The sequence below is a fragment of the Pseudomonas sp. G2-4 genome (genome assembly GCF_030064125.1).
Classification (GTDB): domain Bacteria; phylum Pseudomonadota; class Gammaproteobacteria; order Pseudomonadales; family Pseudomonadaceae; genus Aquipseudomonas.
Genome location: NZ_CP125957.1, coordinates 5,814,621 through 5,828,071 on the forward strand (window position 1 = coordinate 5,814,621; position 13,451 = coordinate 5,828,071).

Consider the following 13,451-nt stretch of genomic DNA (forward strand, 5'->3'; position numbering starts at 1 on the left):
TCATTCCTTACCAAACACAACGTTCGGTGATTACGACGATCAGGCAGTCGCCTTGTCGTCCTTCTTAAGACTTGCAGGCGGCCAGTTGTCGAGGCGCATGCCGAGGGACAGACCGCGGGAGGCCAGAACGTCCTTGATTTCAGTCAAGGATTTCTTGCCAAGGTTCGGAGTCTTCAACAGCTCTACTTCGGTGCGCTGAATCAGGTCACCGATGTAGTAGATGTTTTCCGCCTTAAGGCAGTTAGCCGAACGTACAGTCAGTTCCAGATCGTCAACCGGGCGAAGCAGGATCGGATCGATCTCGTCTTCCTGCTCAACAACCACTGGCTCACTATCACCCTTAAGGTCGACGAACGCAGCCAACTGCTGTTGCAGGATGGTTGCAGCGCGGCGAATAGCCTCTTCAGGATCCAGGGTACCGTTGGTTTCCAGATCAATAACCAGCTTGTCCAGGTTGGTACGCTGTTCGACACGGGCGTTTTCCACCACGTATGCGATACGGCGAACCGGGCTGAACGAAGAGTCAAGCTGCAAGCGACCAATGCTGCGGCTTTCGTCTTCATCGCTCTGACGCGAGTCTGCCGGTTCATAACCACGACCACGAGCTACTGTGAGCTTCATGTTCAGGGCGCCGTTAGACGCCAGGTTAGCGATTACGTGATCGGGGTTAACGATCTCGACATCATGATCCAGCTGAATATCGGCAGCGGTAACCACCCCCGAACCCTTCTTCGACAAGGTCAGCGTAACTTCGTCACGACCGTGCAGCTTGATAGCCAGACCTTTAAGGTTCAACAGGATTTCAATTACATCTTCCTGTACACCTTCGATGGCGCTGTACTCATGGAGCACACCGTCAATCTCGGCCTCGACTACTGCACAGCCGGGCATTGAGGACAACAGGATGCGTCGCAGCGCGTTGCCCAGGGTGTGGCCGAAACCACGCTCGAGAGGCTCGAGTGTGATCTTGGCGCGGGTTGGACTGACAACCTGCACATCAATATGGCGGGGTGTCAGGAACTCATTTACCGAAATCTGCATGGATGCACCTATTTTCTAGCCCTTACTTGGAGTAGAGCTCGACAATCAGGCTTTCGTTGATGTCGGCGGACAGATCACTGCGAGCAGGAACGTTCTTGAAAACGCCCGACTTCTTCTCAGTGTCTACTTCTACCCATTCTACGCGGCCACGTTGGGCACACAGATCGAGAGCTTGGACAATGCGAAGTTGGTTCTTTGCTTTCTCGCGAACAGCAACCACGTCACCAGCACGAACCTGGTAGGACGGAACGTTTACGGTCTGACCGTTAACGCTGATCGACTTGTGCGATACCAGCTGACGGGATTCGGCACGAGTAGAACCGAAACCCATACGGTATACAACGTTGTCCAGACGGCATTCGAGCAGCTGCAACAGGTTTTCGCCAGTTGCGCCTTTCTTGCCAGCAGCTTCTTTGTAGTAGCCGCTGAATTGACGCTCGAGAACGCCGTAGATACGACGGACCTTCTGCTTTTCACGCAGTTGGGTGCCGTAATCGGACTGGCGACCGCGGCGTTGGCCGTGGATACCAGGTGCTGCTTCAATGTTGCACTTCGATTCGATCGCGCGCACGCCGCTCTTCAGGAAGAGATCGGTGCCTTCGCGACGAGCGAGTTTGCATTTTGGACCAATGTAACGAGCCATTCTTTACAATCTCCTGGATTACACGCGGCGCTTCTTCGGCGGACGGCACCCGTTGTGCGGGATTGGCGTCACGTCGGTGATGCTGGCGATCTTGTAGCCACAGCCGTTCAAAGCGCGGACTGCGGATTCACGACCTGGACCTGGACCTTTGACGTTGACGTCGAGGTTTTTCAGGCCGTATTCCAGCGCAGCTTGACCAGCACGTTCAGCAGCTACTTGAGCAGCGAACGGGGTGGACTTGCGGGAACCGCGGAAACCCGAACCACCAGAGGTAGCCCAAGAGAGAGCGTTACCTTGACGGTCGGTAATGGTCACGATGGTGTTGTTAAAAGAAGCATGGATGTGGGCGATGCCATCAACCACTGTCTTTTTAACTTTTTTACGAGGACGAGCAGCAGGTTTTGCCATGATTAAATTCCTGTCGATTCGCTGGGGCGATTACTTGCGGATCGGCTTACGCGGACCTTTACGGGTACGCGCGTTGGTCTTGGTACGCTGACCGCGCACTGGAAGACCACGACGATGACGCAGACCGCGATAGCAACCGAGGTCCATCAAGCGCTTGATTTTCATGTTGATTTCGCGACGCAGGTCACCTTCAGTGGTGAACTTCGCCACTTCGCCACGCAGCTGTTCAATCTGCTCGTCGCTCAGATCTTTGATCTTTGCCGCTGGGTTGACCCCAGTCACTGCACAAATTTTCTGTGCAGTAGTGCGACCAACACCATAGATGTAGGTCAGCGAGATAACAGTATGCTTGTTATCTGGAATGTTAACGCCTGCAATACGGGCCATTCAGTGGGACTCCAATTGACAGCTACCTACGCCCCGGAAGCCAAGAAATAGGGCGCGAGATAATATCGCTGTAATAACAAATAATCAACCCGGCAGCGCACTAGCTGCCGGGCTTAAAGCACAATCACACTCAGCCTTGGCGCTGTTTGTGACGCGGTTCCGCGCTGCAAATTACCCGAACAACACCTTCGCGGCGAATAATCTTGCAGTTACGGCACAGCTTTTTCACCGATGCACGAACTTTCATCACCAACTCCTCGAACCTTATGGACGCTACTCAGCGCAACATGCCGCTGCCGTAGCCCTTCAGGTTGGCTTTCTTCATCAGGGATTCGTACTGGTGCGAAACGAGGTGCGATTGTACTTGGGACATGAAGTCCATCACAACCACGACCACGATCAGCAACGAGGTCCCGCCAAGGTAGAACGGTACGTTTGCCGCAACCACCAGGAACTGGGGCAACAGACAGACGGCCGTCATGTAAAGAGCACCGAACATGGTCAAGCGAGTCAGAACGCCATCAATGTAGCGCGCAGACTGCTCACCTGGACGGATGCCCGGAATAAAGGCACCGGACTTCTTCAGGTTTTCCGCTACGTCTTTCGGATTGAACATCAACGCCGTATAGAAGAAGCAGAAGAAAATAATCCCTGCACTAAACAGCAGAATATTCAACGGCTGACCAGGAGCGATCGACTGCGAGATGTCCTGCAACCAGCCCATACCTTCAGACTGGCCGAACCAGGCACCCAACGAAGCCGGGAACAGCAGAATGCTGCTCGCGAAAATAGCCGGAATTACGCCGGCCATGTTCACCTTCAACGGCAAGTGGCTAGTCTGCGCAGCAAACACCTTGCGGCCTTGCTGACGCTTGGCGTAGTGAACGGCAATACGCCGCTGACCACGCTCAATGAACACCACGAAACCGATAATCGCTACTGCCAGCAAACCGATGGCAACCAGGGCGAAAATGTTGATATCACCCTGACGCGCAGACTCGAAAGACTGCCCGATCGCTCTCGGAAGACCGGCGACGATACCTGCGAAGATCAACATCGAGATACCGTTGCCAACACCACGCTCAGTAATCTGCTCACCCAGCCACATCATGAACATCGCACCCGCCACAAACGTGGTTACCGCGACGAAATGGAAGCTAAAGTCACCAGTGAACGAAACACCCTGCCCCGCCAAGCCAATGGACATGCCAATGGCTTGAACGAGAGCGAGAATGACAGTGCCGTAGCGGGTGTACTGGCTGATCTTGCGACGGCCAGCTTCACCTTCCTTCTTCAACTGCTCCAGTTGCGGGCTGACGGCGGTCATCAGTTGCATGATGATCGATGCCGAAATGTACGGCATGATCCCCAGTGCAAAGATGCTCATCCGTTCCAGCGCGCCACCGGAAAACATGTTGAACAAGCTAAGAATGGTCCCCTCATTCTGTCGAAACAGGTCCGCGAGTCGGTCCGGGTTGATACCTGGAACCGGGATGTGTGCGCCTATTCGGTAGACGATAATCGCCAGGAACAGAAAACGCAGACGAGCCCAGAGTTCAGACATACCGCCTTTGCCGAGCGCAGAGAGAGCACCTTGCTTAGCCATTTATTCCTCGAACTTGCCGCCAGCTGCTTCGATAGCCGCACGCGCACCTTTGGTGGCGCCGATTCCCTTTCCGATGGTGACAGCACGAGCAACTTCGCCCGACAGCATGATTTTCACACGCTGTACGTTCTGGTTGATCACGTTGGCATCCTTCAGGGACTGCACGGTGACGATGTCGCCATCCACTTTAGCCAGTTCGGACAGACGCACTTCTGCGCGGTCCATGGCCTTCAGGGAAACGAAACCGAACTTCGGCAGACGACGATGCAGCGGCTGTTGACCGCCTTCAAAGCCTGGAGCAATGGTGCCACCGGAGCGGGAGGTCTGACCTTTGTGGCCACGGCCACCGGTCTTGCCCAAACCACTACCGATACCACGGCCCGGACGATGCTTTTCGCGACGGGAACCCGGCGCTGGACTCAGATCATTGAGTTTCATCGATTAACCCTCGACACGCAGCATGTAGTAAGCCTTGTTGATCATCCCGCGATTCTCGGGAGTATCCTGGACTTCTACAGTGTGACCGATGCGACGCAGACCCAGACCCTTAACGCACAGTTTGTGGTTAGGGATGCGGCCGGTCATGCTTTTGATCAGCGTTACTTTTACGGTAGCCATGATCAGAAGATCTCCTTGACGCTTTTGCCACGCTTGGCGGCAATGGATTCAGGAGACTGCATTGCTTTCAAACCCTTGAAAGTGGCGTGAACCACGTTTACCGGGTTAGTCGAGCCGTAGCACTTGGCCAGAACGTTCTGAACGCCAGCAACTTCGAGGACAGCACGCATAGCGCCGCCAGCGATGATACCGGTACCTTCAGAAGCAGGCTGCATGTACACCTTCGAAGCGCCATGGGCAGACTTCATTGCGTACTGCAGAGTGGTGCCGTTCAGATCAACTTGGATCATGTTGCGGCGAGCAGCTTCCATTGCCTTCTGGATCGCAGCAGGCACTTCACGCGACTTGCCACGGCCGAAGCCAACGCGCCCTTTACCATCACCCACCACGGTCAACGCGGTGAAAGTGAAGATACGGCCGCCTTTAACGGTTTTGGCTACACGGTTAACCTGAACCAGCTTCTCGATGTAGCCTTCGTCGCGCTTTTGGTCGTTATTTGACATAACTTAGAACTCCAGCCCAGCTTCACGAGCAGCATCAGCCAGCGCCTTGACGCGGCCGTGGTACTTGAAGCCAGAGCGGTCGAAAGCCACCTGCGAGACGCCAGCGGCTTTTGCACGCGTAGCGACCAGCTGGCCAACCTTAGTGGCCGCGTCGATGTTGCCAGTGGCACCATCACGCAGTTCTTTATCCAAAGTCGAGGCACTTGCCAGGACTTTGTTGCCGTCGGCCGAAATGACCTGGGCGTAGATGTGCTGCGACGAGCGGAACACGCAGAGACGCACGACTTCGAGTTCGTGCATTTTCAGGCGTGCTTTGCGAGCGCGACGCAGTCGAGTAACTTTTTTGTCGGTCATTTGCTATGCCCTACTTCTTCTTGGCTTCTTTACGACGGACGACTTCGTCCGCGTAGCGCACACCTTTGCCTTTGTACGGCTCTGGTGGACGGAAGTCGCGGATCTCGGCGGCCACTTGACCTACCAGCTGCTTGTCGATGCCCTTGATCAGGATATCGGTCTGGCTAGGAGTCTCAGCGGTGATGCCTTCCGGCAGTTCATAATCCACTGGGTGCGAGAAGCCAAGAGCCAGGTTCAGCACTGTGCCTTTTGCTTGCGCTTTGTAACCAACACCGACCAGCTGGAGCTTACGCTCGAAGCCTTGGCTTACGCCTTGGACCATGTTGTTTACCAACGCACGAGTGGTACCAGCCATTGCGCGAGTCTGTTGATCGCCATTGCGAGCAGCGAAACGCAGCTCACCAGCTTCTTCAACGATCTCAACGGACGAATGGATGTTCAGTTGCAGAGTGCCCTTGGCACCCTTCACCGAAAGCTGTTGGCCTGCGAATTTGACTTCGACACCGGCTGGCAGCTTAACGGGGTTCTTAGCGACGCGTGACATGCTTATCCCCCCTTAGAACACAGTGCAAAGAACTTCGCCGCCGACACCGGCAGCGCGCGCAGCACGATCCGTCATCACACCTTTGTTGGTGGAGACGATAGACACACCGAGACCGCCACGAACTTTTGGCAGATCATCGACGGACTTGTACTGACGCAGGCCTGGACGGCTAACGCGCTTCACTTCCTCGATGACCGGACGGCCTTCGAAGTACTTCAGCTCGATGGACAGCAGTGGCTTGATTTCGCTGCTGATCTGATAACCCGCAATGTAACCTTCGTCCTTCAGGACTTTGGCAACAGCTACCTTCAACGTAGAAGATGGCATGCTTACGACGGACTTTTCAGCCATCTGGGCATTACGGATACGAGTTAGCATGTCCGCTAACGGGTCCTGCATACTCATGGGCTAGACGCTCCTAATACACAAAAAATTAGCCTTGCGGCTAGTACGTGTCGCCGAGTGCATCCGTGCGAAAAAAGCACGGGCTCAGGCGAGCCGGGTATTCTAGACACACCCCACAAATGAATCAAGCCCCATGAGGGGCTTGATTCAAGTTCAAGGTCACCGGTGGTCAGGATCTTGCGACTCTGAACACCGAGACTTCGATCGTGCTTACCAGCTGGCTTTAACCAGACCTGGAACGTCACCACGCATTGCAGCTTGACGCAGCATGTTACGGCCAAGGCCGAACTTGCGGTACACGCCGTGCGGACGACCAGTCAGGCGGCAGCGGTTACGCATGCGCGAGGCGCTTGCGTCACGTGGCTGCTTCTGCAGGGCTACGGTAGCTTCCCAACGCGCTTCTGGACTTGCGTTCAGATCGACGATGATAGCTTTCAGCGCTGCACGCTTGGTGGCGTACTTGGCAACGGTGAGCTGACGCTTCAGCTCACGGTTTTTCATGCTCTTCTTGGCCATTTTCCTACTCCAATCAGTTGCGGAACGGGAATTTGAATGCGCGCAGCAGTGCGCGACCTTCGTCATCCGTCCGAGCAGTGGTGGTCAGGGTAATGTCCAGACCGCGGAGAGCATCGATCTTGTCGTAATCGATTTCCGGGAAAATGATCTGCTCTTTAACGCCCATGCTGTAGTTACCACGCCCATCGAAGGACTTGGCATTCAGGCCGCGGAAGTCGCGAACCCGAGGCAGGGAGATCGACAGCAGACGATCCAGGAACTCGTACATACGCTCGCGGCGCAGGGTCACTTTGACGCCGATCGGCCAACCTTCACGGACTTTAAAGCCAGCGATGGATTTCCGAGCGTAAGTCACAACGACTTTCTGACCGGTGATCTTTTCCAGGTCAGCAACAGCGTGCTCGATGACTTTTTTGTCACCGATCGCTTCGCCCAGACCCATGTTCAGGGTGATTTTGGTAACGCGCGGAACTTCCATCACGTTCGAAAGCTTAAGTTCTTCCTTAAGTTTCGGTGCGATTTCCTTCCGGTAAATCTCTTTTAGTCGTGCCATGGTCTTCTACCTAGCAGTGTTCAAGCATCAACCGCTTTTTGGGTCGACTTGAAGACACGAATTTTCTTACCGTCTTCTACTTTGAAACCAACGCGGTCAGCCTTGTTGGTTTCGCCGTTGAAAATGGCGACGTTAGAAGCGTGCAGTGGCGCTTCTTTCTCGACGATACCGCCCTGTACGCCCGACATCGGGTTAGGCTTGGTATGACGCTTGACCAGGTTCAGACCACCAACAACCAGACGGTTGTCAGCAAGAACCTTCAGCACCTTACCGCGCTTACCTTTGTCTTTGCCGGCGATCACGATGATCTCGTCGTCACGACGAATCTTTTGCATGTCGGATCTCCTTACAGCACTTCTGGGGCGAGCGAGACGATCTTCATGAACTTCTCAGTACGAAGTTCACGGGTCACTGGCCCAAAGATACGGGTGCCGATCGGCTCTTGCTTGTTGTTCAGAAGAACAGCAGCGTTGCCATCAAAGCGGATAATGGAGCCATCTGCACGGCGAACGCCGTGACGAGTGCGGACTACAACAGCAGTCATCACTTGGCCTTTTTTCACCTTACCGCGAGGAATTGCTTCCTTCACGGTAACTTTGATGATGTCACCAATACCAGCGTAACGACGATGGGAGCCACCCAGCACCTTGATGCACATAACGCGGCGAGCGCCGCTGTTATCGGCCACATCGAGCATGGATTGAGTCTGAATCATATAATTTCTCCGACCCCTAGTCCTTAGACTTCCACAGCGCGTTCGAGAACATCAACCAGCGCCCAAGACTTGGTCTTGGCCAAAGGACGAGTTTCACGAATAGTGACTTTGTCGCCGATGTGGCACTGATTGGTTTCGTCGTGCGCGTGCAGCTTAGTCGAACGCTTAACGTATTTACCGTAGATCGGGTGCTTAACGCGACGCTCGATCAGAACGGTGATGGTTTTGTCCATCTTGTCGCTGACAACACGGCCAGTCAGCGTACGGACAGTTTTTTCGGCTTCAGCCATGATTACTTACCTGCCTGCTGGTTGAGCACAGTTTTCACGCGAGCGATGTCACGCTTAACTTGCGAGAGCAGATGAGACTGCCCCAACTGGCCAGTTGCTTTCTGCATACGCAGATTGAACTGGTCGCGCAGCAGGCCGAGCAGTTGCTCGTTCAGCTGCTGTGCTGATTTTTCACGAAGTTCATTCGCTTTCATCACATCACCGTCCGTTTAACAAAGGCGGTGGCGAGCGGCAGCTTTGCAGCAGCCAGGGCAAAAGCCTCACGCGCCAGCTCTTCAGTTACACCCTCGATTTCATACAGGACTTTGCCTGGCTGAATCTGGGCAACCCAGTATTCGACGTTACCCTTACCTTTACCCATCCGAACTTCGAGTGGCTTCTTGGAAATAGGCTTGTCCGGGAATACACGGATCCAGATCTTGCCGCCACGTTTTACGTGACGGGTCAGAGCACGACGCGCTGACTCGATCTGACGAGCGGTGAGACGACCACGAGCTACAGACTTCAGCGCGAACTCGCCGAAGCTGACTTTGCTACCGCGCAATGCCAGGCCACGGTTGTGACCGGTCATCTGCTTGCGGAACTTCGTACGCTTTGGTTGCAACATTTGGCGTACCCCTTACTTAGCAGCTTTTTTACGAGGCGCTGGTGCTTGTGGTTTCAGCTCTTCTTGGCGACCACCAATTACTTCGCCTTTGAAGATCCAAACCTTTACACCGATCACACCGTAGGTGGTGTGAGCTTCGTAGTTGGCATAGTCGATGTCGGCACGCAGGGTGTGCAGAGGCACACGACCTTCGCGATACCATTCAGTACGTGCGATTTCAGCACCGCCGAGACGACCGCTCACTTGGATTTTGATGCCTTTGGCACCAATGCGCATTGCGTTCTGTACAGCGCGCTTCATAGCGCGACGGAACATTACGCGACGCTCCAGCTGCTGAGCTACGCTCTGCGCAACCAGCATACCGTCGAGCTCCGGCTTACGGATCTCTTCGATATTGATGTGCACAGGCACACCCATTTGCTTGGTCAGGTCCTGACGCAGTTTCTCAACATCTTCACCCTTCTTCCCGATAACGATACCTGGGCGAGCGGTGTGGATGGTGATACGTGCAGTCTGAGCCGGACGATGGATATCGATACGGCTTACGGACGCGCTTTTTAGTTTGTCTTGGAGATACTCACGCACCTTCAGATCAGCGAACAAATAGTCCGCATAAGTCCGACCGTCTGCGTACCAGACGGAGGTGTGCTCCTTGACGATTCCCAGGCGAATGCCAATGGGATGTACTTTCTGACCCATCTCTTCGACTCCGTTACTTGTCAGCAACCTTGACAGTGATATGGCAAGACCGCTTGACGATGCGATCAGCACGGCCTTTGGCACGCGGCATGATACGCTTCAGCGAACGCCCTTCGTTGACGAAAACGGTGCTGACTTTCAGGTCATCAACGTCTGCGCCTTCGTTATGCTCGGCGTTGGCTACGGCCGACTCCAGCACTTTTTTCATGATCTCGGCGGCTTTCTTACTGCTGAAAGCCAACAGGTTGAGCGCTTCGCCCACCTTCTTCCCGCGGATCTGGTCGGCGACCAAGCGGGCTTTCTGGGCGGAGATTCGAGCGCCCGACAACTTAGCGGCTACTTCCATTTCCTAACCCCTTAACGCTTGGCTTTCTTGTCAGCCACGTGCCCACGGTATGTGCGGGTACCGGCAAACTCGCCCAGTTTGTGGCCGACCATGTCTTCGTTCACGAGAACGGGGACGTGCTGACGACCGTTGTGTACTGCGATGGTCAAACCGACCATTTGTGGCAGGATCATCGAACGACGCGACCAGGTCTTAACTGGTTTGCGATCGTTCTTTTCCGCCGCCACTTCGATCTTCTTCAGTAGGTGAAGATCAATAAAAGGACCTTTTTTCAGAGAACGTGGCACTGTCGTATCCCTCTATTTACTTGCGACGACGGACGATCATTTTGTCGGTACGCTTATTACCACGAGTCTTCGCGCCCTTAGTCGGGAAGCCCCATGGCGATACCGGATGACGACCACCAGAGGTACGACCTTCACCACCACCATGTGGGTGGTCAACCGGGTTCATGGCAACACCACGAACGGTTGGGCGAACGCCACGCCAGCGCTTGGCACCAGCTTTACCCAACGAACGCAGGCTGTGCTCGGAGTTCGAGACTTCGCCCAGGGTCGCACGGCATTCAGCCAGTACTTTACGCATCTCACCAGAGCGCAGACGCAGGGTCACGTAGACACCTTCACGAGCGATCAGCTGAGCCGAAGCACCAGCGGAACGAGCGATTTGCGCGCCTTTACCTGGCTTCAATTCGATGCCGTGTACGGTGCTACCAACTGGGATGTTGCGCAGTTGCAGAGCGTTGCCCGGCTTGATCGGTGCCAAGGCACCTGCGATCAGCTGGTCGCCAGCGCTCACGCCTTTAGGGGCGATGATGTAGCGACGCTCGCCATCTGCGTACAGCAGCAGAGCGATGTGAGCAGTACGGTTTGGATCGTATTCGATACGCTCGACGGTGGCAGCGATGCCATCCTTGTCGTTGCGACGGAAGTCGACCAGACGATAATGCTGCTTATGACCACCACCGATGTGACGAGTGGTAATACGGCCATTGTTGTTACGACCACCAGTCTTCGATTTTTTCTCGAGCAGCGGTGCGTGAGGAGCGCCTTTATGCAGCTCCTGATTGACCACCTTGACCACAAAACGGCGGCCAGGGGAAGTCGGTTTGCATTTAACGATTGCCATGATGCACCCCTTCCTTACTCAGCACTGCTGCTGAAATCGAGATCTTGGCCTGGCTGAAGGGAGATAACTGCCTTCTTCCAGTCATTACGCTTGCCCAGACCGCGAGCAGTGCGCTTGCTTTTACCCAGAACGTTCAGGGTAGTCACGCGCTCCACTTTCACGCTGAACAGGCTTTCGACGGCCTTCTTGATTTCCAGCTTGGTTGCGTCAGTCGCAACCTTGAAAACGAACTGGCCTTTCTTGTCTGCCAGAACCGTAGCCTTCTCGGAAACGTGCGGGCCAAGCAGAACTTTAAATACGCGTTCCTGGTTCATCCCAGCAGCTCCTCGAATTTCTTCACGGCCGACACGGTGATCAACACCTTGTCGTATGCGATCAGACTAACTGGATCGGAACCTTGCACGTCACGGACATCAACGTGTGGCAGGTTACGAGCAGCCAGGTACAGGTTCTGATCAACAGCGTCAGACACGATCAGGACGTCAGTCAGGCCCATGCCATTCAGCTTGTTCAGCAGATCTTTGGTTTTCGGCGCTTCAACAGCGAAGTCCTGAACCACGACCAGACGATCAGTACGCACCAGCTCAGCAAGGATGGAACGCATTGCTGCGCGATACATCTTCTTGTTCAGCTTCTGGGAGTGATCCTGAGGACGAGCTGCGAAAGTGGTACCGCCGCCACGCCAGATTGGGCTACGGATAGTACCGGCACGAGCACGGCCAGTACCTTTCTGACGCCATGGGCGCTTACCGCCACCAGAAACGTCGGAACGGGTCTTTTGCTGCTTGCTACCTTGACGGCCGCCGGCCATGTAGGCCACGACTGCTTGGTGAACCAGCGTCTCGTTGAATTCGCCGCCAAATGTCAGTTCGGAAACTTCGATCGCTTGAGCGTCATTTACATTTAATTGCATGTCAGCTTCCCCTTAACCGCGAGCCTTGGCTGCTGGACGTACAACCAAGTTGCCGCCAGTAGCGCCAGGAACAGCGCCCTTGACCAACAACAGATTGCGTTCAGCGTCCACGCGCACTACTTCGAGGGACTGCACGGTCACGCGCTCAGCGCCCATATGACCGGACATTTTTTTGCCCTTGAATACACGACCAGGAGTCTGGCACTGGCCGATAGAGCCTGGAACGCGGTGGGATACGGAGTTACCGTGGGTGTTATCTTGCCCGCGGAAATTCCAACGCTTGATCGTACCCTGGAAGCCTTTACCTTTGGACTGACCGGTTACATCAACCAGTTGACCAGCAGCGAAGATTTCAGCGTTGATCAGATCGCCGGCCTGGTACTCGCCTTCTTCAAGACGGAATTCCATTACGGTACGACCAGCGGCAACGTTCGCCTTGGCGAAGTGGCCAGCCTGAGCAGCTGTTACACGCGAAGCACGACGCTCGCCGACAGTGACTTGCACTGCACGATAGCCATCGGTCTCTTCAGTTTTGAACTGGGTGACGCGATTCGGCTCGATCTCAATGACCGTGACCGGAATGGAGACACCTTCTTCGGTGAAAATACGGGTCATACCGCATTTACGACCGACTACACCAATAGTCATGTTGTAAACCTCATGAGTGTACGGGGCTTTCACCCGCTATGGCCGCCCATTTCAGAGCGTTACACGACTAAGACCGAGTCTTAGCCGAGGCTGATCTGCACTTCCACACCGGCCGCAAGATCAAGCTTCATAAGAGCATCAACGGTTTTATCCGTTGGCTGGACGATGTCCAGAACGCGCTTATGAGTACGGATCTCGTACTGGTCACGCGCGTCTTTGTTGACGTGCGGGGAGACCAGAACGGTGAACCGCTCTTTACGGGTAGGCAGTGGAATTGGACCACGCACTTGAGCACCAGTACGTTTCGCGGTTTCCACGATTTCCTGGGTGGATTGGTCGATCAGGCGATGGTCAAAAGCCTTCAACCTGATACGGATTTGCTGATTTTGCATTGGATTTCAGACTCCGGCTGCTATTCCCACCGAGCGCAATACGCCCGTTAAAAGGAGGCGCAATTCTATAGACGACCCATATAGGTGTCAACCCAATAAAAAAGCCCCCGCTAGGCGGAGGCTTTTTCAACTCAT

27 protein-coding genes are annotated in these 13,451 nt (G+C 54.7%); all 27 read right to left on the reverse strand.

The features are described 5' to 3' along the window. Nucleotides 1–39 precede the first annotated feature (39 nt). Nucleotides 40–1,041: a DNA-directed RNA polymerase subunit alpha gene (locus tag QNH97_RS25460; protein ID WP_003186012.1), complete on the reverse strand. Its 1,002-nt coding sequence runs from the start codon at nucleotides 1,039–1,041 to the stop codon at nucleotides 40–42. Nucleotides 1,042–1,063: 22 nt separating this feature from the next. Then, a complete protein-coding gene (rpsD, locus tag QNH97_RS25465; RefSeq protein ID WP_003176404.1) occupies nucleotides 1,064–1,684 on the reverse strand; it encodes a 30S ribosomal protein S4 in 621 nt (206 codons plus the stop codon). Nucleotides 1,685–1,702: 18 nt separating this feature from the next. Further along, nucleotides 1,703–2,092 (reverse strand): 30S ribosomal protein S11, encoded by a 390-nt coding sequence (gene rpsK / locus QNH97_RS25470; protein WP_002555466.1) that lies wholly within the window; start codon nucleotides 2,090–2,092, stop codon nucleotides 1,703–1,705. A 30-nt stretch (nucleotides 2,093–2,122) separates the two neighbouring features. After that, entirely contained in the window at nucleotides 2,123–2,479 is a 357-nt protein-coding gene (gene rpsM, locus QNH97_RS25475) for a 30S ribosomal protein S13 (protein WP_003186020.1), read from the reverse strand. Nucleotides 2,480–2,609: 130 nt separating this feature from the next. Then, nucleotides 2,610–2,726 (reverse strand): 50S ribosomal protein L36, encoded by a 117-nt coding sequence (rpmJ, locus tag QNH97_RS25480; protein ID WP_002555468.1) that lies wholly within the window; start codon nucleotides 2,724–2,726, stop codon nucleotides 2,610–2,612. 30 nt (nucleotides 2,727–2,756) lie between these two features. Continuing rightward, nucleotides 2,757–4,085 (reverse strand): preprotein translocase subunit SecY, encoded by a 1,329-nt coding sequence (gene secY, locus QNH97_RS25485; RefSeq protein ID WP_283554438.1) that lies wholly within the window; start codon nucleotides 4,083–4,085, stop codon nucleotides 2,757–2,759. Beyond that, the gene (rplO, locus tag QNH97_RS25490; RefSeq protein ID WP_003186032.1) at nucleotides 4,086–4,523 is read right to left on the reverse strand and encodes a 50S ribosomal protein L15; all 438 of its coding nucleotides are present in this window, start codon (nucleotides 4,521–4,523) and stop codon (nucleotides 4,086–4,088) included. Between the two features lie 3 nt (nucleotides 4,524–4,526). Next, nucleotides 4,527–4,703, reverse strand: coding sequence for a 50S ribosomal protein L30 (gene rpmD, locus QNH97_RS25495; protein WP_003176408.1), 177 nt, complete (start codon nucleotides 4,701–4,703; stop codon nucleotides 4,527–4,529). Nucleotides 4,704–4,705: 2 nt separating this feature from the next. Next, nucleotides 4,706–5,206 (reverse strand): 30S ribosomal protein S5, encoded by a 501-nt coding sequence (rpsE, locus tag QNH97_RS25500; RefSeq protein ID WP_003186035.1) that lies wholly within the window; start codon nucleotides 5,204–5,206, stop codon nucleotides 4,706–4,708. A gap of 3 nt (nucleotides 5,207–5,209) precedes the next feature. Next, the gene (rplR, locus tag QNH97_RS25505) at nucleotides 5,210–5,560 is read right to left on the reverse strand and encodes a 50S ribosomal protein L18 (RefSeq protein WP_003186037.1); all 351 of its coding nucleotides are present in this window, start codon (nucleotides 5,558–5,560) and stop codon (nucleotides 5,210–5,212) included. A gap of 10 nt (nucleotides 5,561–5,570) precedes the next feature. Continuing rightward, on the reverse strand, nucleotides 5,571–6,104 hold the full coding sequence (gene rplF / locus QNH97_RS25510) for a 50S ribosomal protein L6 (RefSeq protein ID WP_003186039.1): 534 nt from the start codon (nucleotides 6,102–6,104) through the stop codon (nucleotides 5,571–5,573). Nucleotides 6,105–6,116: 12 nt separating this feature from the next. Further along, entirely contained in the window at nucleotides 6,117–6,509 is a 393-nt protein-coding gene (rpsH, locus tag QNH97_RS25515) for a 30S ribosomal protein S8 (protein WP_003186040.1), read from the reverse strand. Between the two features lie 210 nt (nucleotides 6,510–6,719). Continuing rightward, nucleotides 6,720–7,025 (reverse strand): 30S ribosomal protein S14, encoded by a 306-nt coding sequence (rpsN, locus tag QNH97_RS25520; RefSeq protein WP_003186042.1) that lies wholly within the window; start codon nucleotides 7,023–7,025, stop codon nucleotides 6,720–6,722. A gap of 13 nt (nucleotides 7,026–7,038) precedes the next feature. Further along, nucleotides 7,039–7,578, reverse strand: coding sequence for a 50S ribosomal protein L5 (gene rplE, locus QNH97_RS25525; protein WP_003186044.1), 540 nt, complete (start codon nucleotides 7,576–7,578; stop codon nucleotides 7,039–7,041). Between the two features lie 20 nt (nucleotides 7,579–7,598). After that, the gene (gene rplX, locus QNH97_RS25530; protein ID WP_003186046.1) at nucleotides 7,599–7,913 is read right to left on the reverse strand and encodes a 50S ribosomal protein L24; all 315 of its coding nucleotides are present in this window, start codon (nucleotides 7,911–7,913) and stop codon (nucleotides 7,599–7,601) included. 11 nt (nucleotides 7,914–7,924) lie between these two features. Further along, complete coding sequence (gene rplN, locus QNH97_RS25535; RefSeq protein ID WP_002555479.1) at nucleotides 7,925–8,293, reverse strand: 50S ribosomal protein L14; 369 nt, start codon at nucleotides 8,291–8,293, stop codon at nucleotides 7,925–7,927. A gap of 23 nt (nucleotides 8,294–8,316) precedes the next feature. Further along, on the reverse strand, nucleotides 8,317–8,583 hold the full coding sequence (gene rpsQ, locus QNH97_RS25540; protein WP_003176419.1) for a 30S ribosomal protein S17: 267 nt from the start codon (nucleotides 8,581–8,583) through the stop codon (nucleotides 8,317–8,319). 2 nt (nucleotides 8,584–8,585) lie between these two features. Further along, nucleotides 8,586–8,777: a 50S ribosomal protein L29 gene (gene rpmC, locus QNH97_RS25545; protein WP_002555481.1), complete on the reverse strand. Its 192-nt coding sequence runs from the start codon at nucleotides 8,775–8,777 to the stop codon at nucleotides 8,586–8,588. After that, on the reverse strand, nucleotides 8,777–9,190 hold the full coding sequence (gene rplP / locus QNH97_RS25550) for a 50S ribosomal protein L16 (RefSeq protein WP_025215754.1): 414 nt from the start codon (nucleotides 9,188–9,190) through the stop codon (nucleotides 8,777–8,779). Before rplP ends, rpmC begins: the two co-directional genes overlap by 1 nt. A 12-nt stretch (nucleotides 9,191–9,202) precedes the next feature. Further along, entirely contained in the window at nucleotides 9,203–9,889 is a 687-nt protein-coding gene (gene rpsC / locus QNH97_RS25555; RefSeq protein ID WP_003176422.1) for a 30S ribosomal protein S3, read from the reverse strand. 13 nt (nucleotides 9,890–9,902) lie between these two features. Further along, a complete protein-coding gene (gene rplV / locus QNH97_RS25560; protein ID WP_003103908.1) occupies nucleotides 9,903–10,235 on the reverse strand; it encodes a 50S ribosomal protein L22 in 333 nt (110 codons plus the stop codon). Between the two features lie 11 nt (nucleotides 10,236–10,246). Then, complete coding sequence (rpsS, locus tag QNH97_RS25565) at nucleotides 10,247–10,522, reverse strand: 30S ribosomal protein S19 (RefSeq protein WP_002555486.1); 276 nt, start codon at nucleotides 10,520–10,522, stop codon at nucleotides 10,247–10,249. 16 nt (nucleotides 10,523–10,538) lie between these two features. Then, nucleotides 10,539–11,363: a 50S ribosomal protein L2 gene (rplB, locus tag QNH97_RS25570; RefSeq protein WP_003210080.1), complete on the reverse strand. Its 825-nt coding sequence runs from the start codon at nucleotides 11,361–11,363 to the stop codon at nucleotides 10,539–10,541. Nucleotides 11,364–11,377: 14 nt separating this feature from the next. Beyond that, the gene (gene rplW / locus QNH97_RS25575; RefSeq protein WP_002555488.1) at nucleotides 11,378–11,677 is read right to left on the reverse strand and encodes a 50S ribosomal protein L23; all 300 of its coding nucleotides are present in this window, start codon (nucleotides 11,675–11,677) and stop codon (nucleotides 11,378–11,380) included. Further along, nucleotides 11,674–12,276: a 50S ribosomal protein L4 gene (rplD, locus tag QNH97_RS25580; protein ID WP_003186057.1), complete on the reverse strand. Its 603-nt coding sequence runs from the start codon at nucleotides 12,274–12,276 to the stop codon at nucleotides 11,674–11,676. Before rplD ends, rplW begins: the two co-directional genes overlap by 4 nt. Before the next feature lie 12 nt (nucleotides 12,277–12,288). Further along, entirely contained in the window at nucleotides 12,289–12,924 is a 636-nt protein-coding gene (gene rplC, locus QNH97_RS25585) for a 50S ribosomal protein L3 (RefSeq protein ID WP_003186059.1), read from the reverse strand. Nucleotides 12,925–13,004: 80 nt separating this feature from the next. Further along, nucleotides 13,005–13,316 carry a 30S ribosomal protein S10 gene (gene rpsJ / locus QNH97_RS25590; RefSeq protein WP_003186070.1) on the reverse strand — a complete coding sequence of 104 codons (312 nt, stop codon included), beginning with the start codon at nucleotides 13,314–13,316 and terminating at the stop codon, nucleotides 13,005–13,007. Nucleotides 13,317–13,451 lie beyond the last annotated feature (135 nt).